This window comes from Oscillibacter valericigenes, assembly GCF_021531435.1.
Classification (GTDB): domain Bacteria; phylum Bacillota; class Clostridia; order Oscillospirales; family Oscillospiraceae; genus Oscillibacter; species Oscillibacter valericigenes_B.
Genome location: NZ_JAFBIS010000035.1, coordinates 1 through 18,254 on the forward strand (window position 1 = coordinate 1; position 18,254 = coordinate 18,254).

General features: G+C 54.9%; 18 protein-coding genes. 11 read left to right on the top strand and 7 right to left on the bottom strand.

From position 1 onward, the window contains the following. Positions 1-526 precede the first annotated feature (526 nt). Genes JQM68_RS12555 through JQM68_RS12570 form a run of 4 tightly spaced genes read right to left on the bottom strand, consistent with a single transcriptional unit; the run spans position 527 to position 3,775 of the window. Positions 527-877 (bottom strand): helix-turn-helix domain-containing protein, encoded by a 351-nt coding sequence (locus JQM68_RS12555; protein WP_235223347.1) that lies wholly within the window; start codon positions 875-877, stop codon positions 527-529. Positions 878-890: 13 nt separating this feature from the next. Further along, a complete protein-coding gene (locus tag JQM68_RS12560; protein WP_235223348.1) occupies positions 891-2,354 on the bottom strand; it encodes an ATP-binding protein in 1,464 nt (487 codons plus the stop codon). Continuing rightward, entirely contained in the window at positions 2,332-2,727 is a 396-nt protein-coding gene (locus JQM68_RS12565) for a type II toxin-antitoxin system PemK/MazF family toxin (protein ID WP_235223349.1), read from the bottom strand. The genes JQM68_RS12560 and JQM68_RS12565 overlap by 23 nt, the downstream gene beginning before the upstream one ends. Before the next feature lie 34 nt (positions 2,728-2,761). Beyond that, positions 2,762-3,775 carry a tyrosine-type recombinase/integrase gene (locus tag JQM68_RS12570; RefSeq protein WP_235223350.1) on the bottom strand — a complete coding sequence of 338 codons (1,014 nt, stop codon included), beginning with the start codon at positions 3,773-3,775 and terminating at the stop codon, positions 2,762-2,764. A gap of 381 nt (positions 3,776-4,156) precedes the next feature. Here JQM68_RS12570 and JQM68_RS12575 point away from each other — a divergent pair, with 381 nt between their 5' ends. The 9 genes from JQM68_RS12575 to JQM68_RS12620 all read left to right on the top strand — a co-directional run bounded on the left by JQM68_RS12575 (position 4,157) and on the right by JQM68_RS12620 (position 13,693). Continuing rightward, the gene (locus JQM68_RS12575) at positions 4,157-4,348 is read left to right on the top strand and encodes a hypothetical protein (RefSeq protein WP_235223351.1); all 192 of its coding nucleotides are present in this window, start codon (positions 4,157-4,159) and stop codon (positions 4,346-4,348) included. 1,202 nt (positions 4,349-5,550) lie between these two features. Then, positions 5,551-5,784, top strand: coding sequence for a heavy-metal-associated domain-containing protein (locus tag JQM68_RS12580; protein ID WP_235223352.1), 234 nt, complete (start codon positions 5,551-5,553; stop codon positions 5,782-5,784). Then, positions 5,781-6,671 carry a tocopherol cyclase family protein gene (locus JQM68_RS12585; protein WP_235223353.1) on the top strand — a complete coding sequence of 297 codons (891 nt, stop codon included), beginning with the start codon at positions 5,781-5,783 and terminating at the stop codon, positions 6,669-6,671. Before JQM68_RS12580 ends, JQM68_RS12585 begins: the two co-directional genes overlap by 4 nt. A 307-nt stretch (positions 6,672-6,978) precedes the next feature. After that, positions 6,979-8,847 (top strand): EAL domain-containing protein, encoded by a 1,869-nt coding sequence (locus JQM68_RS12590; RefSeq protein ID WP_235223354.1) that lies wholly within the window; start codon positions 6,979-6,981, stop codon positions 8,845-8,847. 1,199 nt (positions 8,848-10,046) lie between these two features. Continuing rightward, positions 10,047-10,730, top strand: coding sequence for a LiaF transmembrane domain-containing protein (locus JQM68_RS12595; protein WP_235223355.1), 684 nt, complete (start codon positions 10,047-10,049; stop codon positions 10,728-10,730). Further along, positions 10,727-11,533, top strand: a complete 807-nt coding sequence (locus JQM68_RS12600; protein WP_235223356.1) for a DUF4097 family beta strand repeat-containing protein — start codon at positions 10,727-10,729, stop codon at positions 11,531-11,533. Before JQM68_RS12595 ends, JQM68_RS12600 begins: the two co-directional genes overlap by 4 nt. Positions 11,534-11,571: 38 nt before the next feature. Further along, positions 11,572-12,531 (top strand): GNAT family N-acetyltransferase, encoded by a 960-nt coding sequence (locus JQM68_RS13985; protein ID WP_412758479.1) that lies wholly within the window; start codon positions 11,572-11,574, stop codon positions 12,529-12,531. Next, the gene (locus JQM68_RS12615) at positions 12,528-13,037 is read left to right on the top strand and encodes a flavodoxin family protein (RefSeq protein WP_235223357.1); all 510 of its coding nucleotides are present in this window, start codon (positions 12,528-12,530) and stop codon (positions 13,035-13,037) included. Before JQM68_RS13985 ends, JQM68_RS12615 begins: the two co-directional genes overlap by 4 nt. Next, positions 13,028-13,693 carry a hypothetical protein gene (locus JQM68_RS12620; protein WP_235223358.1) on the top strand — a complete coding sequence of 222 codons (666 nt, stop codon included), beginning with the start codon at positions 13,028-13,030 and terminating at the stop codon, positions 13,691-13,693. The genes JQM68_RS12615 and JQM68_RS12620 overlap by 10 nt, the downstream gene beginning before the upstream one ends. Positions 13,694-13,777: 84 nt before the next feature. Here JQM68_RS12620 and JQM68_RS12625 read toward each other — a convergent pair whose 3' ends face one another. From JQM68_RS12625 to JQM68_RS12635, 3 genes are read right to left on the bottom strand one after another with little or no spacing between them, the layout of a single operon-like run. Then, entirely contained in the window at positions 13,778-14,710 is a 933-nt protein-coding gene (locus JQM68_RS12625; protein WP_235223359.1) for an SAM-dependent methyltransferase, read from the bottom strand. Positions 14,711-14,715: 5 nt separating this feature from the next. After that, entirely contained in the window at positions 14,716-15,750 is a 1,035-nt protein-coding gene (gene rsgA, locus JQM68_RS12630) for a ribosome small subunit-dependent GTPase A (protein ID WP_412758480.1), read from the bottom strand. Then, complete coding sequence (locus JQM68_RS12635; RefSeq protein WP_235223361.1) at positions 15,747-16,316, bottom strand: TetR/AcrR family transcriptional regulator; 570 nt, start codon at positions 16,314-16,316, stop codon at positions 15,747-15,749. The genes rsgA and JQM68_RS12635 overlap by 4 nt, the downstream gene beginning before the upstream one ends. 566 nt (positions 16,317-16,882) lie before the next feature. Here JQM68_RS12635 and JQM68_RS12640 point away from each other — a divergent pair. Together JQM68_RS12640 and JQM68_RS12645 are read left to right on the top strand one after the other, a co-directional pair. Continuing rightward, positions 16,883-17,443, top strand: coding sequence for a TetR/AcrR family transcriptional regulator (locus tag JQM68_RS12640; RefSeq protein WP_235223362.1), 561 nt, complete (start codon positions 16,883-16,885; stop codon positions 17,441-17,443). A 72-nt stretch (positions 17,444-17,515) separates the two neighbouring features. Beyond that, a complete protein-coding gene (locus JQM68_RS12645) occupies positions 17,516-18,193 on the top strand; it encodes a hypothetical protein (protein ID WP_235223363.1) in 678 nt (225 codons plus the stop codon). Positions 18,194-18,254: the final 61 nt, after the last annotated feature.

Genomic DNA, 18,254 nt, shown 5'->3' on the forward strand with positions numbered 1-18,254 from the left:
ACCGAGTGGCCATTTCTATCCGACTAAAATTGGCCGTTTTCACCCGACTCTGAATGGCCCATTTCGCCCGACTCTAACAATGCAGAGAGGAAAGGAATAACCCGCAGGTCAAGCATGTGACCTGCGGGTTATAGGAGTGCCAATAAAGTGATTTCGTATTTTTGCCTGATAATCGAATATGCTGGGTTCCGCCTCCCAAATAGACGTCGTTTTGAGAAAGGGAAAATCAATGTGAGAAATCCAGACAGAATCGAAGCGTTTTACAAGCGGCTTGCAAAAGCCTGGAAGAACTATCCTGACTGGCTCTTCGGCCAACTCATGGTAAATGTTTTGGGTAGGTGGCATCTGGCGGAAGAGATCCGGTTTTTCCGTAGGAGGATGAGATGATTCGCTATATTAAGGAATATTGCCGCAGGGATTAAACAAGCAATATTGCTATTAACTTAGAATGTTTTCGTATCTATCACAGCTAAGCAATCGGAGACAGCGGCTCATTCAGCCCGCTGTCTCCGATTTCCTCTATTTTCTATGCGGCATCCCGCAGGATCTGTTTGACTGCCGCGGCGATTTCCAGAAGCACCTTGCGCTCCTTCTGGCCGCAGTCATTCAGAAGATCCTGCACATCGCTGAAAAAGGCGTTTGCCTCCGCGGGCTGATTGCCCCGCAGGATCGTATCCACCGTCACATCCAGCGCGGCGGACAGCCGCAGGAGGGTTCCGAGGCTGGGCTTCTTGATCCCGCGCTCAATGTGGCTCACATAGGGCACAGACACGCCAGCGGCCTCCGCCAGGGCTTCCTGCGTCAGGCACCGCTCCTCGCGGAGCTTCCGGATCCTGCGGCCGATTTCACAGAAATTTGGGGTAAAATCATAGCGCATGCAGTACGCCTCCTTACGCGATGCCCTCGTCCTTCCAGGTGGTCGTCCGGAAGTTGTAGCGGCGCCCGTCGGGACCGGTCATGCGGTTGACGTACTGGATCAGGGCGAGCGTCTCGGTGGAATGGCTCCCGCCGATCAGCACGCCCTCCTCAGCGGGAACACCGTCCTCGATGCACCCGTCCCAGTACATCTTCAGCTGGTAAACGTCGATGGCCTTCGTCTTTTTCACCTTTCCCTCATAAATGGTGACCTTATTGTTCTGGCAGGTGAAGAGATCGATCCGCATATGGAGCCCAATGGTGAGGAACGTCCCTTCTTCCAGAGAAACTCTGGTCATGCCGGGCTCCTTCTTCTTTTTCTCGGCCAGCAGGCGGAACAGCTGGCACTCCCGGCTTTCGCGGCAGGAGCTGGGGATCTGCACGTTGGCCCGGATCCACTTGAACAGCTTACGCAGCCGCCGGTCTCCTTTACGGAACCCGTTCTTCTCGTTGCTCGTGCCAGGCAGCACATCAAAGCCGCTGGCCTCCAGATTGACACGAACCAGAAATGCGTTCTCGGCGTTGTGGACCTTCCGGCCCCAGATGGCCTTCATCAGGCCGCGTTCCACGACACGCCCGTTGATACGCACCTCCACGCCGCTGGTCTCCATGTTTCCCAGATAGTAGTTGTGGTTTTCCACACTGGGCTTGATGCAGCCGTACTCGCAGCTGATCTTCACCTTGCCGGCGCCCAGGTCATAATCCTGCTGAGGGATAACCACCCGAGTGCTGCTGTCCCACTGGGGCATCAGCGCCTGGAGGACCTCCCAATCGGGATGACCGTTCTTGACCGAGATAAACTCGATCCGGGCCTTTCCGGACTGCAGGATATCCGCGTAGACGTAACGCAGATGCTCCTTCAGAATAGCCAGCTGTTCGTCAAAAGTCAGCTCCTTATTGGTATCGGGATTCAGCGTATTGAAAATATCCATCGGGCAGGTGAAGTGGATGACCGTCCCAGTCCTGCCGAGACTGCCGATCCAGCCGTCATGGTACTCTCCGTCGCCGCTGAAGCTGTACGGAGTATGCACCTTCCGGTACTGATTCAGCTCCGCGTCCTCCTGGGTGCGGGTGGAGATTTCCCAATAGCTGCCCTTGCCCTCCACATAGGCAAGAGCATGCTTGAGGCCGAAGCCGTGCTCGTTCAGGGGTGTCTCCTTCCGCGACTGACCGGCCAGGCGCAGAGCGTTGTTCAGATCCTGGATGCCGGTGCCGCCGTCCTCGACGGTGATGTCCACCATGCCGTTCATGGGCGTGACCTGGATGCGGACAACACGGTTGAGCGTGCTGTCCGTCAGGTTGCCGTTGAAGTTGGAGATGGAGTCATCGCAGAACTCGCAGATGGCCTGAGACAGGTCGTGAAAGTTGCCGCCCAGGTTCTTCCAGAGCGCGGCGGCAATGGGGGTGCTGTCGTATTTAAACCTTCCAATCATAGCCATAAAAATGATCCTCCTGTACATAAATCATCTGGGCAGAAGCCAGATGGAGCTGCGCCGCCAGGGCGCGGTTGATTGCAAAACGGTCGAAGGTGTCCTCCACATACCCGATGCGGCGGACGAGACGGGTCTTGTCCAGCGTGGTGACCTGCTCGCAGAGGGCGCGGCTGGGGTGATCCAGATACCGGCTGCACAGCAGCACGTGGGTGGGGAGCTGACGGCTCTCCAGGTTCTTGGTGAGGGGCACGACGCTGACGAAGCTGTTGTTCTCAATGGACTGGTCGTCAGAGACGATGACCACAGGGCGGCGGCCGCACTTCAGCGTACTGCCCTTCAGGAACGGCAGGTCTGCCGTCCAGAGCTCAAAGTTCTTCATAAAATCTGTTCTCCCTTTGGTGATGGCGGGGGGATCATGCGCAGGCATGATCTCCATCTTTCTTGTGGAGCACACTGACAGCCTCAGACAGCGTCTTCATGGACGGATGGGCATAGGCATTCGTTTCGGTGCTGTTGGAATGACCGGCCAGATGGGCAATCATTTCCATCGGAATGCCTTCAGCCTGAAGCCTGGTCACATAGGTGTGCCGGCAGCAGTGGGGAGGGAGGCAGCGGACGCCTTCAATGCGGTTGAGGGCGTTGCAGTAGCGGCGGCGAAAGCACCGCACGCTGTAATACGGATTCCTGCCGGGCAGGCTCCAGATCAGCGTCTGGCCGCCGTGGTGCTTGAGGTAAAGCGCGCAGGCCCGGCTTTCCTCCGGAACGGGGACGGTCCGATAGGCATGACGGCTCTTGGGCGGGCCCAACTGCGGGATGTCTGCTACCATCTTGATGGCCTTGTTCACGGTGACGGAGGAACCGTCCTCGGCGATGTCTTCGGGAGCCAGGGCAATCAGCTCCTGAACCCGGAGGCCGGTGTCCAGCAGCAGGCGGATGCTGTTGCCCAGGAGGTCATCGGGAAGATCGCGGCGGAGCAGCTCGACTTCCAAATCGGTGAAGGCATCCTTTTCATACCGGGGCTCGGTCAGAGAACCGTCCAGGTCACGGACGATCTTGGCCCGCCGTGCGGGGTTCCTGGAAATCAGGTTGTTGTCTTCCGCTGCATCGAACAGCTGGATCAGCATGGTGCGGCACTTGTGGATCTGGGACATTCCATACCCGCTCTTCATGAGCTCCGTCATAAAGAGGTTGATATGGATGGGCAGGACATCCGCCACAAGGGCGTCACCCAGCCACTTCTTGATGATCTGCAGGGTGAACTGGTACCCATAATAGGTAGAAGGCTGCACCTGGGAACGGTAATCCGCATACCAGATGTCACCCCAGTCACTCAGCGTGATGGCACGGCCGCCGAGGATCGGCACCGTGGAGATCTGGCCGTTTGAAGGGCCAGGCCTGCGGTTTTTGGGAAGCGCAATGCTTTTCATAGGGATCAACTCCTTAACCATATTTGAAAACAAAACACCGTGCAGGGCATAAGCCTACACGGTGTCTGTTGACAAATAGACGGAGTTGGCCGCCCGAAGAAAAGGTGCCCCTTGCGTCTTGAAGCAAAAAAGGGTATACTAATCCTGCGGTGCGGACCCAGGTCCGTTGTGTAGGTGGTGAAGCACCTGCGCAGGTGTATGGGAGTTGGCGCTCCCATACACTGCCGTGGTTTCGTTTTCTATTGGTATAATAACATATGTGCATACACATATCAATGTATAAACTCAACAAAATACTTGTCTCAATATCGTAATGTATGTGCATACACATATACCGCAATCTTAAGTATACTGTTTTCAAAAATATTGGGGGAACGCAATATGGCCCAGAGTGAAGCACAACTAAAAGCTAGTAAAAAGTATCACGAAAAGTTTGAAGTAGTTCAATTTCGTGTCCCCAAGGGGAAAAAAAGGGTCATACAGGATCATGCAGCCCAATGTGGCGAATCTCTAAACGGTTTTATCAATCGTGCTGTAGATCAAGCACTATCCACTGATAATAAGCAAAAATAGCAACTGTTTAAACGCCCCAAGAGTACTGGAAACAAGTACTTTTGGGGCTTTTTGTATAAAGAAAACCACTCGCTAAGCGAGTGGTTCAGAAGAGCTTAAGCGATGAATAAGAATCCCTGTTACAATTAAGTGTGCGGTCTGCCAACTGCACAAAAAGTAACAGGGAGGCATTCATATGGGAATACTCCCATCTATATTTGGTGAGATGAATCGCTTTTCGGTACAAGGTTACTGTGCCGGATAAGGTTGGGTCTTATTGGGTATTTTTTGGGGCAAATGAAAATGAGCCGCTGGAGCCGGTACATGTCCATGTAACGGAGGAGGCGCCTACCGCAAAATTGGAGCGCGGAGTGCAGAGGTGGTAGAAAAGTAGATCAGTTTTTTTGGAGAGGCATCGTATTATTGCTGAAAGCGGCTTACCCCACACTTGAAAAACGCTCATAAAGCTTCCAAGATAACAGAAAATGTGCTACGGAACATCATGCGTAAAACAGAAGCCAATTTATTGCTAAAAGGACACTTATGCGGTAACGACCCGGATAGGTGTCCTTTTATGTATATCCAATAGTCCCCATCAAGCAATCGAGGGTGGTCTCAATTTTGTTTTGCTATCCGCATCCGGCACATTGAGTTTCGCTCATTCTGCAGCAGGACGGAGGACGGCTGTTTTGATTATCGTACAAATGCCTGTCCTGTCCGGTTAATCGGACAGCTTTGCTGTTAGACTACGAATAGAATCAACCCGAATAGAATCAATGAAAAATGAAAAAAGGCGCATATATCTATTCTTCATGGAAGGTTGGTGTTCCTGATGTTATTTGCTATCGTAGTCGCATTGTACTTTTCTGTTTTGCTTTCAATCGCTGCTGTAATGGAGTTCTGCCTTTTTCGGTTGGACGATTTCCGCAGGACACAGCGAAGCGATTATCCCGCTATCTGCCATCTGATTGACCGCATATGGTGTGTTTTGCACTTATCCATTATCTTTGACTGCGATGATGACCCGGCTTGGGAAGAAGACACAGAAACCGCTTCTTTATCTTTGCATCCGGATGTTCAGGATTTCTTCTGCGATGTATCACATCGGAATCATAAGGCTGCATGATCTCGAAGAACCACAAAACAAGTACAAGCGCATTTTGAAGAAAAGACCTTTATAAAATCTCCGAATTTCACCCATACTAGTGATGAGGTGACCAACTATGACAAAGGCAAACGCCTGCTTTATCGTGGGCGGGATCAGCGGCAAGCACGACGTGAAGGAGATCAAGCAGGGCCTGGATACCCTGCCCGGCGTACTCTCCGTCACCGTCAGCAATGAGAGCTGCGTGTCAGTGGACTTCGACACCACAGGCGTCCAAAGTGACCGCATCGGCAAGCAGCTTGCGGATATGGGCTACCAGGTCGTGAACTGTAAGACAGACAGCCGGGAATGACGAAGTATTACCACGGCGCGGGAAAACAGGGACCGTATTTCGAGGGCTGGTATTGGAAGCTCCAGACACGGAAGGGGGACGCCCTCGCCCTCATCCCGGCCTATCACATCGACCATGCGGGACGGCGCAGCGCTTCCCTCCAGGTCCTTGCGGGCGGGCAGTCCTGGTGGCTGACGTATCCGGAGCTCCGTGCCTTTGAGCGTATGTTTTGCGTCCAGATTGGGGAAAACCTGTTCACGGACCGGAGACTGCGCCTCCAGGTCGAGGGGGACGGACTTTCCCTCCACGGAACGGTGGGCTGTGGCCCCTTTACGCCACTGAAGTCGGACATTATGGGCCCGTTTCGCTTCGTTCCCGGCATGGAGTGCGCCCACGGCGTCATCAGCATGGGCCATCCGCTGGAGGGGAGGCTGATGCTGAACGGGAAGACGCTGAACTTTTCCGGCGGCGTGGGCTACATCGAAACGGACCGGGGCCGGGCCTTTCCCAGCGATTATCTGTGGACCCAGTGCATCTGGCAGGGGACTCGGCCCGGCAGCGTGATGCTCTCCATTGCCGCCATTCCCATGGCGGGTGTCCGGTTCACCGGCTGTATCTGCGCGGTGTTCTGCGATGGGCGGGAATACCGTCTGGCCACCTACCGGGGCGCCCGGGTAGAACAGTGGTCCGCCTCCGGCGCGGCCATCCGGCAGGGAAAGTACCGCCTGACGGCGGAACTGCTGGAAGGGGAGGGGTGCCCGCTGCGCGCGCCCGCCGGGGGTGTCATGAGCCGCACCGTCCATGAGAGCCTTCGCTCTACCGTGCGTTACCGCTTTTGGGCAGGGGAGGCGCTTTTGTTTGACCGTACAGGCTCCTGCGCCGGGTTTGAGTACGCAAATGGCGGTTGAGGTGTTGACTCTGATGCAGCCCTGGTGATCGTAAAAAAACGGCTGGTGCACGGTTTTGCTATGCTCCCGCTGTGAACAATGTCATTAAAATCGAGTGCGCAAAGTGTGAAGCAGCTGCCGCAAGTAAGCAAGAAAGTCTTATTTTGCGGCAGCTGCATATTTTTAGGCATGATAAAAGCAATCGCCCCAAAACCTCTTGCAGAAGGAAGACTCTTACCATGACGTTTTTTGTTGCATGAAGTAGTACAGCCTGTTATCATAAATGTGAAATAGAGAAGCAAAAAGACAGACTGAAAGGGGGGACGGCATGAACATTCAAATTCAGCTGTGCGGCCTGTGCATCTTGGTTCTGCTGATTATTTTTCTCAACAGCCACCGGACACTTCGGCTATATAAGGAAAAAGTGTTCTACTTCGTGCTCTACACCATTACCACCAGCCTTGTTTTGGATATGCTTTCCCTCATATTCATCCATTTCCGGCATGTTTTGCCCCTGTACCTGGTGAATTTTATCTGTAAATCCTATATTATTACATTGATCTGGGGAACATGCTCGGCGCTGATCTATGTCATTACGGATCTGGTGTCCGAGGCACGGCACCGCCGCCTCACCCGAATGCTGCTTCTTTTGCTCTGTATCCAGAGCGTGCTGATCTACGTTCTTCCTATCCACATCTACGACGACGGAAGCCAGGTCTATACCTATGGCGCTGCCGTGCTGACGGTTTATCTGTTCGTGGCCGTGTACATGGCCGCAACCCTGAGCGCCGCCTTTATGTTCCGGAAGCGTCTGAACCCCCGGCGGGGATTTGCCATTGTCCTTTGGATGCTGATCTGGATCGTGGCCGCCGCTATTCAGTTTTTGAACAGCGCCCTGCTGATCGTTGGCTTTGCCAGTGCTTTGGGCGTTCTGATCTTGTTTGTTCTTCTGGAAAATCCGGAGGCGAATCTGGATCGCCGCCTGGGCTGCTTCAACGCCTATGCGCTGACAGAATATCTCAAGCAGCTTTATGCCCAGCATCTCACCTTCAGCGTTCTTGAAATTACCTTTGACAGCACCGTACCTTCCGGGGGACAGGACTTTGATACCAACGAGATCCTGCAGAAAATGATCCGCGTGGCAAATCGCAGTGAGAAATTGTGGGTGTTTAAGCGCATCAACCTGAGCCTTGTCATCATCGCTCCAAATCCGCAATCCCTGGAAGATGCCAGCAAGGAGATTTTGTCCGAATTTGCGGATATGGACTGCGTCCGGGATGCGGTGCGCTGCATCCTGGTTCCCTGTGCCGATGTGTTTTCCGATGCGGATGATCTGTTCCGCTTCCTGGCCTTTGTATCTTCATCGCGCAGGGATCGCGCAGGTACCCTGCTCACCGCCGACATGGCTGTTGTAGATCACTACCGGGCGCAGCATCTGATAGAAGCGGAAATCGCCAATGCGCTGGCCGAGGACCGGGTAGAGGTATTCTATCAGCCCATCTATTCCACCGCTGAACACCGCTTTGCTTCTGCCGAAGCGCTGATCCGTATCAGGACCCGGGACGGGGAACTGCTCTCTCCCGGCCGTTTCATTCCGATTGCCGAGGAAACCGGCCAGATCCTGGATCTGGGAGAGCGGGTGTTTGAAAAGGTCTGCCGGTTTTTGAAAGAATCCGAGGTCCTTTCCCTTGGGATTCGGTATGTGGAAGTGAATCTGTCCGTGGTGCAGTGCGAACGGGCCAATTTGTCCCAGCGGCTGATCTCCATCATCGGTCAATACGGGATCTCTCCCGGCCTGATCAATCTGGAAATTACCGAAACCGCATCCATCAGTGCCCGGATCACACTGTTGGAAAACATGAAGCGGCTGATCGACTACGGCTTCACCTTTTCCCTGGACGATTTCGGCAAAGGGGAATCCAACCTGATGTATGTGGTTGAAATGCCGGTCTCCATTGTCAAGCTGGATTACGATTTGACCAAAGCCTTTTTCCGTTCACCGAAGGCCAGACAGGTGGTGCAGGCCGTAGTTGGTATGGCGCACAACATGGGGCTGAAGCTGGTGGCGGAGGGCATTGAGACAGACGAGGAATTCACCGGTATGAACCAGGAGGGCCTCGACTTCATTCAGGGCTTTTACTATTCCCAGCCGCTATCCCAGTCGGATTTCCTGGAATTTTTGCGCAGCCACAGCTGAGAGCGTCGGAACCTGTTTTGTGCCGCGCCGCAGAAAATGGTTGACTTTTACCTGTTCAGCTATTGAACGGGAGAGACGCAGGCATCAATGCTCAAAATGACTTCCTCCGGATTTCGGTAAAAAGGAAGTATGCATTTTTATCTTAAATCAGCAAGAATACTCCCACCTACAAGGTGGTGAGATGAATTGCTTCTCTGTACAAGGTTTGATCATTATGGCAAGAAACTCTCACTTAATTTCTGGAGTTTTCCTCATGTGTTTTTGTCCTGCTGATGTAATGCGGAAGCTAAACTTACCCGGCGTTGATCTCACTGAACTGACGTTCCCAGGATAGTAATCAGAGCCAGTGGCCTCAATGGACCGCTGACTCTGATTCGGCGCACTCGGGACTTTATTTCCGCAAAATAGGCACAAGCACCCATCAAAAAGCACAGAGCGTTTTGCTCTGTGCTTTTTCTATCAATTTAACCCATTCTTCGGAAAAGCATGACTATTGGACACTGCTGAGGTTTGGTAAAATACATGTATCGAGAAGACACTTACCGGTGAGGGCCGGATGCTTTCCGGATGAAGGGAGAGTGGGAACAGAAGTGGTTCAGATACCGTTCGCCGGCCTCGCCTGTGAGATCTGCGGTGACGGCAGGATCTCCGTTGTGATCGGGAGGGGCCTTGGCACCGCCGGCAGTGCTTCCGCTCTGGCGCGTACGCCGGGCGCAACATCGCCATGGAACTGCACCAGCTTCTGGAAAGGCTCCCCCATGAGGAGAAGATGGTCGTGCCTGCACATTCTCGGGGCGGATCGTACGCGTGGAAATTCGCCAAAGCGTACCCGGAGCAGGTCGGCGGACCCGTGCTCCTGGACCCGCTTTCGCCGGATGACTGCCGGTTCCGCACGGACCTGACGGAGGCCGGGGTCAAAAAGAGCGGCGCGGACAAAACGGGCAGACCGAAGCACTGTGGCAGGAGGCCATGCGGGCTTATGGCTCCTGCACCGTCTGCGCCAAGCACAGCAGCCATTATATCCACCTGACGGACCCGGACCTGGTCTGCACATTGTCCTGAGGGCTTTACTGGCGTTCACATCTATAAATTTCACACAAACGGCTGAAAAATCCGCCTATCTGAAACGGCGGGCCCCCGGTACAATAGGAGCATCAACAAAGCCTTACCGGGCCAATCCATATGTGAGGAGCATCATCATGAAAAAAGTAAGCGGTATTTTATGGGGGATCGTACTTGTGGCGGTGGGCGTCATTTTGGCGGTGAACGCCCTGGGCATCGCCAGTATTGACATTTTCTTTGACGGCTGGTGGACGCTGTTCATCATCGTGCCCTGCGCGGTGGGCTTGTTTACCGGATACGACAAGGGAGGCCATCTCATCGGACTCTGCGTCGGCGTGCTATTGCTGCTCTGCTGCCAGGGCATCTTGGACTTCGGGGTCCTCTGGAAGCTGCTTGTCCCGGCGATCATCGTGCTCATCGGCGCCAAAATGATCCTGCGCGGCGTGTTTGGCAGCCGGGGCGAACAGGTTTTTCAGCAGATGAAAGAAACCGACGGCGCTGTCAGAAGCGGGGCGGCGACGTTCTCCGGCGCCACCTTCGATTATACCGGCGAGGTCTTTGAGGGAGCCCAGCTGGATGCCGTTTTCGGCGGCATCAAGTGTGACCTGCGGGGCGCGGTGATCAATGGGGACTGCGTCATCAATGCCTCCGCCATCTTCGGCGGCATCGACATCTACGTCCCCGAGGGCCTGAACGTCAAGGTCAGCTCCAATTCCATCTTCGGCGGCGTGTCCGGCAGGGAGCGCCGGAACGACCCCGCCAACCAGCACACCCTGTACCTGAATGCCACCTGCCTGTTTGGAGGAGTTGAGATCAAATGACGACCGCACAAAGAATCATCAAATACTGCGCCGTCGCTTTTGCGGTGTCCCTGATCGTCAGCATCATCGGCGGGATCTTCGGCGCCGTCTCATCCCTTTCCGCCCTCTCCGGTGACGGGGATGCCCTTGGAGAGATGCAGACCTACGCCGTGCCCGCCGCGGTGGAAAACCTGGAGGTCGACCTCAGCGGCGCCCGGCTGGAGATCAAAGAGGGCAGTGAATTTTCTGTGGAGAGTGACCATAAGTATCTGAAAGTGGCGGCGGCGGACGGGACGCTCTCCATCAAAGAAGAGCGCCCGGTGCTGCACTCCGAGGGCGCCCGGGTCATCCTGACGGTCCCCCGGGACTTTGCGTTTGAGCAGGTGACCATTTCCGCCGGGGCCGGGACCGTCAAGGCCGACACCCTCCTGTCCGAAAAGCTCTCTCTGGACCTGGGCGCGGGAGAGGCCGACATCGGGCATCTTACCGCGACAGTCAAAGCGGTCGTCAACAGCGGCGCCGGAGAGCTGAAGATCGGCGGCGGTGAGCTGGCCAACCTGGACCTGGACATCGGCGTTGGCGAAGCGGAGCTGAAAAGCCGGCTCACCGGGAGCTGCAGCATCGACTACGGCGTGGGAGAACTGGAGCTGACGCTGGCCGGCACGCGGGAGGACTATTGCATTACCCTGGACAAGGGAGTCGGAACAGCGACCCTTGACGGCGTGAAGATGACAGACGACACTGTGTACGGCGATGGGGAGACCTTCATCGGGATCGACGGTGGAATTGGGGAGATCAGAGTCGGCTTTGCGCCGCTGCCTTAAATGCCGGCGGAAAGACTTTCCAGCGAGGAGGGGAACATATGGAGTTTTCTTTGAGAAAATGGCGGCTGTCCGACGCGAAAGAACTGGCAGCCGCACTGAATAACCGACATATCCTGAACAACCTGCGGGACGGCCTGCCGTTCCCCTACACGGAGCGGGACGCGAGAGATTACATCATTGCGACGCTGTCCGCCAATGAAAACGACACCTTTGCCTATGCCATCACCATCGATGACCGGGCCGTCGGCAGCATCGGCGCCTTCCGGCAGGGAAACATCCACCGCCAAACGGCGGAGCTGGGCTATTATCTGGCGGAGGAATACTGGGGACAGGGCATCATGTCCGCCGCCATCCGCCGGCTCTGCGACACTATCTTTCAGACCACCGACATCCTGCGCATCTACGCCGAGCCGTTTTCCTACAACGTCGGGTCCCGCCGGGCGCTGGAGAAGGCGGGCTTCGCGCTGGAGGGCCTGATGAAAAACAACGCCGTGAAGAACGGCAAGGTGGTGGACATGGCCCTGTACAGCCTGACCCGCAGTCTGGAGCCGTACCCTGTCCGCAGGCTGGCTCCGGAGGAGATCCCGGCGGCGCTGGAGCTCTGCTGGCGGGTGTTTCTGGAATTTGAGGCCCCGGAGTATCCGGCCGAGGGCGTGGCCGCTTTCCGGGCCAGCCTGGACGACGAAGAACGCACCCGGAAGCTGGCTTTCTACGGAGCCTTTGACGGCGGCAGACTGGTGGGCGTCCTCTGTATGCGCCCGCCCCAGCACATCGGCGGCTTCTTCGTGGACGCGGCCTATCACCGCCGGGGCATCGGCCGGCGGCTGTTTGAGGCCATGCGGCAGGACTATGAGACCCAGGTGTTCACCGTCAACGCCTCCCCCTACGCGGTGGAGGTCTACCGCCGCCTGGGTTTTACCCCCACGGACACGGAGCAGCTCACCGACGGGCTGCGCTACACACCCATGCGGTTTGAGGAAAGGAACACGGAAGAATGAATTTGCTGATCGTCAACCTGCTGCCAAAGGATGACCCGGCAGCCCTGGCCGCCATCGACACGCTGGGCGCGGCTGTGCCTGACCACCGCGTCATCCACGCATATGAGAAAAATCTCCGCCCCTGTGTGGGCTGCAACGCATGCTGGCTGGTGACGCCGGGGGTCTGCTCCATCCGGGACGGCTATAAGGAGCTGCTGAAAGCCTATCTGGAATACGACGCCACGGTGTTTCTGGCGGGAACGGCGCTGAACTTCGTGGACCACCGGATGAAGAACGCGGTGGACCGTCTGCTGCCCCTTGCCACCATGTATATCCGCATCGTGGACGGCCAGTGCCGCCATGTGCCCCGCTACGAAAAAAAGCTCCGCTTCGGCCTGCTGTACAGCGGCGCGGCGGACGGGGCGTACCTGAACCGCTGGATGGACCGGGTCATGCTGAACCTGGGCGGCGAGAGCCTGGGCGTCTATCCCATCGCGGAGGCAAAGGAGGTGCTCTCATGCATCTAGTTATCATCAGCGGCGCGGCAAGGCCCCGGGCCAGGAGCAATACCGCCAAGATCATCGCCGCCTTTCAAAAGGGCTATGAGGAGGGCGGAAACACCACGGAGGTCTGGTACCTCTCCGACCAAAGCCAGTGGGCCGGCGCGACCCAGGCATTTGAGCGCAGCGACAACATCCTCATCGCCCTGCCGCTGTATGTGGAGAACATCCCCGGCATCCTGCTGGAGTTCCTCTCCGGCCTGCGGCCAAAGACGGTGCCCGGCACCAGACTGGCCTTTCTGCTTCAGGGGGGCTTTCCGGAGGCCAGTCAAAGCCGGTGCTGTGAGGCCTATCTGGAGACGCTGCCTGCCCTATTGGGCTGTGAATACGCCGGGACGCTCATCAAGGGCGACCTGTTTGGCCTCAGCCTGACGGATGAAAAGAGCCGGGCAAAGCTGCTGGCGCCCTTTACGGAAATGGGCCGGTATTACGCAAAGACCGGATATTTCGACAAGTCCGTCGTGGACAAATTCGCCGCTCCGGAGTATATGCCCCGGGGCGAGATCCGGATGTACAATCTGATTTTCAGGCACATATCCCGGCTTTTTATGGGCCGTATCGCAAAAAAGTTAGGCTGCAGGGGCAGGCTGGACGACCGGCCCTATGCATCGTGCGTCCGCTGACCTGCGGATCATACACGGTCAAAATGAGGTCAGAGTTCAAAAGCAAATATTGATTTTTACAGGATCCATTCCACACCGGAGTATTCATATTTTTAGCGTGCAGAATTGTTGTATAAGAGTCAGTATGCGATTTCCGGCGACTGTGGTATGTGGATCAGCCTGACTGGGGGGCAAGGGGGCGTGAGTTTGAGTTTCGCCGCTCAGACTAAAAATCGACAGGTTTCGGTAAGAAACCTGTCGATTTTTTTGTGTGTCCAATACGCTTGCCTTGCCCGGAAATTGGCGGCCTCCGCATGTACTCTTATTTTTTCTCAACACGATTTTGATAAAGTTCAAATACTTTCCCCCGCCGGCTTCTATGGCTCTGCGGTCGCCGACCGCATACGCATTCTCCTGCCTTAGCCAGTCCGCCCATACTTCTTCATTGGACTCCATCTGGCTGACTTCGACGATCTCGGCGTCCCTGCTTTGGCTGACCATATCGCGCCAGTAAGCCACGTCATGCATATAATCCATTTGTTCAGGCGTCCAGGACAGCAGCAATTCCGGCGGTAAACAATCGTGGCAATCCTGCTTCATGCCGGGGATCGCGATGTAGACATATCCGCCTTTCTTGAGAAAGGGCAGCAGCTTTTGATCCAAAAATTCCGGGTCGCGGCCAAAATAGTTGTAGGAATCCGTGCTGACGATGCTGTCAAAAAATCCTGTTTCAAATGGAAGCGCGGTTGCATCCGCTTTGACTGGAATGATTTCTGCTTCGGACAATCCCATTTCCCGGAAGAAACGCCGGTTTTCCTCCGGATCGCTCCACAGGTCTGCGGCATAGACAGTAAAACCGTATTCCTTTGCCAAAAACACGCTGGTCAGCCCCTGTCCGCTGCCGAGGTCGCAGACTACACTCCCGGCAGGAATTTTGTGTCCGGTCAGCAGCTCTTCCTCCAATTTCATTGGATTTGGACCCATGATTTTCGCCATGAGTTCCGGCGTGTTGTATTTTTCACTGAGCGGATATTTCATGCAGATTACCTCTTCTTGTGATGCTTGTTGATTTTTGAGATCTCTTTGAATTTCTTTTCTTTTGCGGCCAGATAGCTTTCGCTGTCGGCGGCATAAGAATTCTCGTTTTTCAGCTTCTGATAGGACAGCCAGTGGCCGCCATCCAGATCACCGCTCCGGATGGCGGCGCGGACGGCGCAGCCCGGCTCGCTGGTGTGGGAACAGTTGCGGAAACGGCACCGGGCTGCCAGTTCTTCAATATCTCCGAAGGTTTGCTCAACACCGGAAGCGGCGTTCCACATGCCCAGTTCGCGCATGCCCGGTGTATCAATAACCATGGCCCCGCCCGGCAGAAACAGCAGTTCCCGGTGGGTGGTGGTGTGACGGCCTTTGTCGTCATTACGAAGGCCGCCTGTTGCCAGGCGCTCTCCCCCCAGCAGGCGGTTGATCAGCGTGGACTTGCCCACACCGGAGGAACCCACAAAGGCAACGGTCCTGCCCTCTGTGATATAAGGCGTGATCTGCCGGTATCCGTCCGACTCCATGGCGGAGGTAGTGAGAATATCCACGCCCATCGCGATGGCTTCCACTTCTCTTTGCTTTTGGGGCAGGTCCGTGCACAGATCCGCTTTTGTCAGCACCACCACCGGATCCGCTCCGCTTTCCCATGCAACTGAAAGATAGCGTTCCAGCCGGCGCAGATTGAAATCGTTATTCAGGCTCATACACAGAAACACGGTATCGATATTGGCGGCTACCACCTGTTCCGTTTTAGAAGTGCCTGCCGCTTTGCGTACAAAGAGGCTCCTGCGGGGCAGCACCTGATGGATGATGGCAGTATCTGGATCGGTGCAGTTAGCCAATACATAGTCGCCTACGGCGGGGTAATCGGACGGGGACTGCGCGTCGAATTGAAACTTGCCGGAAACAAGAGCGTTCTGTTCGCTCATGCTGGTGCGAATCCGATACATCCCCTTTTCCTGCAGCGTAATTCGCCCCACAGTCCCTTCAGGATACTGAGCGGCCAGCGCTGCCCAGCGGTCCGGGATCAAAAAATTCATCTGCGCCACCTCTCCAAATGGGTGTCCAGTAAGGCATATACCGCCGCCTTATCGTCCGCGTTATCGCAGACACTGTACAATAGATACATTGGGCCATAAAAAGCCAGGGCTTCCGCCTGAGAACCCAATAAATCTGCCACATAGTTCAGCGGGCCGGCACCGAGATACTGATGGTAAAGGTCGTTCATTTCTGCGCTGCGGTATTGTTCCACCGTCAGCATCTTACGGAAAGCTGACGCAAACGCATCTTCCGTCCAATACCGGAACTGCTGTTTGCTGAATGTGATCAGATCCTCTATGGACGATCGTTCATAGGCTTCCGGCATGGCCTCTGCCGTTCCTTCCGGCAAAGAACAGGCAGCCGCGTTTTCTCCATCCTGCTGTTCCATGACCTGTAAGATGCTGTCAAAAATATCGCGTTTGCTTTTGTAATGCTTATAGAGGGAAGGGGCTTTGATACCAACAGCTTTTGCGATCTGATCGACACTGACAGCCTCATATCCCTCTTTCGCAAACAGTTTGACCGATTCAGTCAGGATCTTTTGTTTCGTCGTTTCGTTTTTCATAATACCCTCGCAGCTAACGATTGTTAGCTAAATGATAAGCTAATAATCGTTAGCTGTCAATACATACTTCAGAAAAGCCGCAAGCGGTGATGTTGTTTTCAATTCTGATCATGAAGCGGCTGGCAATGTTACAGGCAGAATCGCTTCATTTGCAGATGATACTGATCATGAAAAATAAAAATTGGTTTTATTGCATTTCGTTTTGAGCCCATGAAATGCACGACTCAAATCTGCTTTTGAACCATGCCGCTGACGATTCTGTTTTCATTTGGATCAAAGCACCTTACCCGCTGCTTGCAAGCCATTGATTTTACTGAATTTTACCAGATCCTTTCATGACACTCGGACCAGTAAAAGTCCTGAAACCGCAACGGTTTCAGGACTTTTTGTTTCCATTCTTGAAGTGCGCGTAGGATCTTGAGCGGGACGTTATTAATCAATACGCAGTTGGCAGAGGCACTCAATAAGGCCGGATTTATTGACAAGCGAAAACGAGCCCAGCTCTTCTTGACAATGATAAAAAGCCCCCCTATAATGAACAATGTTCATTATAGGGGGGAATTAAGTTGAACACCGTCATCACATCGAAAGAAGCCATCATGCAGGTGTGCAGGCGCATCGTGGCGGAGAAGGGCCTGACGGCGCTGAATATGCGGCTGGTCGCTGATGAGTGCCGTATCGCCCTGGGAACGCTGTACAACTATTACGCGGATAAGGAGGAGTTGGTGCTGGACACTGTGGAGAGCATCTGGAGAGATATTTTCCATGCGGATCAGCAGTGTGTGGCGGACATTCCCTTTTCTGATTATGTGGAGGACTTGTATGCGCGTATCCGGAAGGGAGCCCAGGCGTACCCAAATTTCCTGACGGGCCATGCCATCAGCATCGCCAGCTCCAAGAGGGGAGAGGCCAAAAGCGCCATGGAGCATACCTTTGCCCATATGAAAGCCGGGATGCTGGAGGTTTTGCGGGACGATAAAGCTGTCCAGGAAAACACCTTTACAGCTTCTTTTCCGCAAGAAAAATTCGTTGATTTTGTTCTGGATTCCATGTTGGTTTTGCTGGTACAGGGTCAGCCGGACTGTGCTGTACTGTTGGAAGTGATCCGCAGAGTTATCTATGAATAAGGAGCATCCCGCCAAAGGGCGGGCACTCTTTTTCAGTAAAGTGAACATTGTTCAAATTAGGAGGAACGAACCATGCAGGCAATTTTTGAGACACTCTTTGACATCGTGTATCTGGTGACGGTCATCACCCTCGGCATCCTGATGATCCGAAACAGCAGGGGAGAGAAGCAATACCTGCTGTACGGCGCCATGGCGGTGACGCTGGGCTGCGGCGACGCGTTCCATCTGGTGCCCCGGGCCATTGCCCTCTGCACCACAGGGCTGGAACACTACACGGCGGCGCTGGGTATCGGCAAGCTGGTGACTTCCGTCACCATGACGCTGTTTTATGTGCTGCTCTACTACGTGTGGCGGGCCCGGTATCAGGTCAGTGGTCAAAAGAGGATAACGGCCGCTGTGTGGGTACTGGCCCTGACCCGCATTGCCCTGTGCCTCATGCCGCAGAACGCCTGGACAAGCGCGGCCCCGCCGCTCTCCTGGGGCATTTACCGCAATATTCCCTTTACCATTCTCGGTGTGCTGATCGTGGTTCTGTTCTGCCGCAGCGCCAGGGAACAGCAGGACAGGCCCTTCCGCCATCTGTGGCTTGCCGTAGTGGTGAGCTTTGCCTGCTACATCCCCGTGGTTCTGTTCGCGGATACGGTACCGGCGGTGGGAATGTTGATGATTCCCAAGACCTGTGCCTATGTCTGGGCCGTTCTGATCGGCTTCAACGCCATGAAAGGGAGGAATAAGTTTGAAACAACGTAATAATCGGGGAAGCCCGAAAAAGGGCGCAAAAACAGAACCGCAGGCACTGCGGCAAAAGTAA

Excerpts from the sequence above, each read along its gene's own strand:
- JQM68_RS12555 (WP_235223347.1), bottom strand. The coding sequence starts at position 877 with ATGCGCTATGATTTTACCCCAAATTTCTGTGAAATCGGCCGCAGGATC.
- JQM68_RS12560 (WP_235223348.1), bottom strand. The coding sequence starts at position 2,354 with ATGGCTATGATTGGAAGGTTTAAATACGACAGCACCCCCATTGCCGCC.
- JQM68_RS12565 (WP_235223349.1), bottom strand. The coding sequence starts at position 2,727 with ATGAAGAACTTTGAGCTCTGGACGGCAGACCTGCCGTTCCTGAAGGGC.
- JQM68_RS12570 (WP_235223350.1), bottom strand. The coding sequence starts at position 3,775 with ATGAAAAGCATTGCGCTTCCCAAAAACCGCAGGCCTGGCCCTTCAAAC.
- JQM68_RS12575 (WP_235223351.1), top strand. The coding sequence starts at position 4,157 with ATGGCCCAGAGTGAAGCACAACTAAAAGCTAGTAAAAAGTATCACGAA.
- JQM68_RS12580 (WP_235223352.1), top strand. The coding sequence starts at position 5,551 with ATGACAAAGGCAAACGCCTGCTTTATCGTGGGCGGGATCAGCGGCAAG.
- JQM68_RS12585 (WP_235223353.1), top strand. The coding sequence starts at position 5,781 with ATGACGAAGTATTACCACGGCGCGGGAAAACAGGGACCGTATTTCGAG.
- JQM68_RS12590 (WP_235223354.1), top strand. The coding sequence starts at position 6,979 with ATGAACATTCAAATTCAGCTGTGCGGCCTGTGCATCTTGGTTCTGCTG.
- JQM68_RS12595 (WP_235223355.1), top strand. The coding sequence starts at position 10,047 with ATGAAAAAAGTAAGCGGTATTTTATGGGGGATCGTACTTGTGGCGGTG.
- JQM68_RS12600 (WP_235223356.1), top strand. The coding sequence starts at position 10,727 with ATGACGACCGCACAAAGAATCATCAAATACTGCGCCGTCGCTTTTGCG.
- JQM68_RS13985 (WP_412758479.1), top strand. The coding sequence starts at position 11,572 with ATGGAGTTTTCTTTGAGAAAATGGCGGCTGTCCGACGCGAAAGAACTG.
- JQM68_RS12615 (WP_235223357.1), top strand. The coding sequence starts at position 12,528 with ATGAATTTGCTGATCGTCAACCTGCTGCCAAAGGATGACCCGGCAGCC.
- JQM68_RS12620 (WP_235223358.1), top strand. The coding sequence starts at position 13,028 with ATGCATCTAGTTATCATCAGCGGCGCGGCAAGGCCCCGGGCCAGGAGC.
- JQM68_RS12625 (WP_235223359.1), bottom strand. The coding sequence starts at position 14,710 with ATGAAATATCCGCTCAGTGAAAAATACAACACGCCGGAACTCATGGCG.
- rsgA (WP_412758480.1), bottom strand. The coding sequence starts at position 15,750 with ATGAATTTTTTGATCCCGGACCGCTGGGCAGCGCTGGCCGCTCAGTAT.
- JQM68_RS12635 (WP_235223361.1), bottom strand. The coding sequence starts at position 16,316 with ATGAAAAACGAAACGACGAAACAAAAGATCCTGACTGAATCGGTCAAA.
- JQM68_RS12645 (WP_235223363.1), top strand. The coding sequence starts at position 17,516 with ATGCAGGCAATTTTTGAGACACTCTTTGACATCGTGTATCTGGTGACG.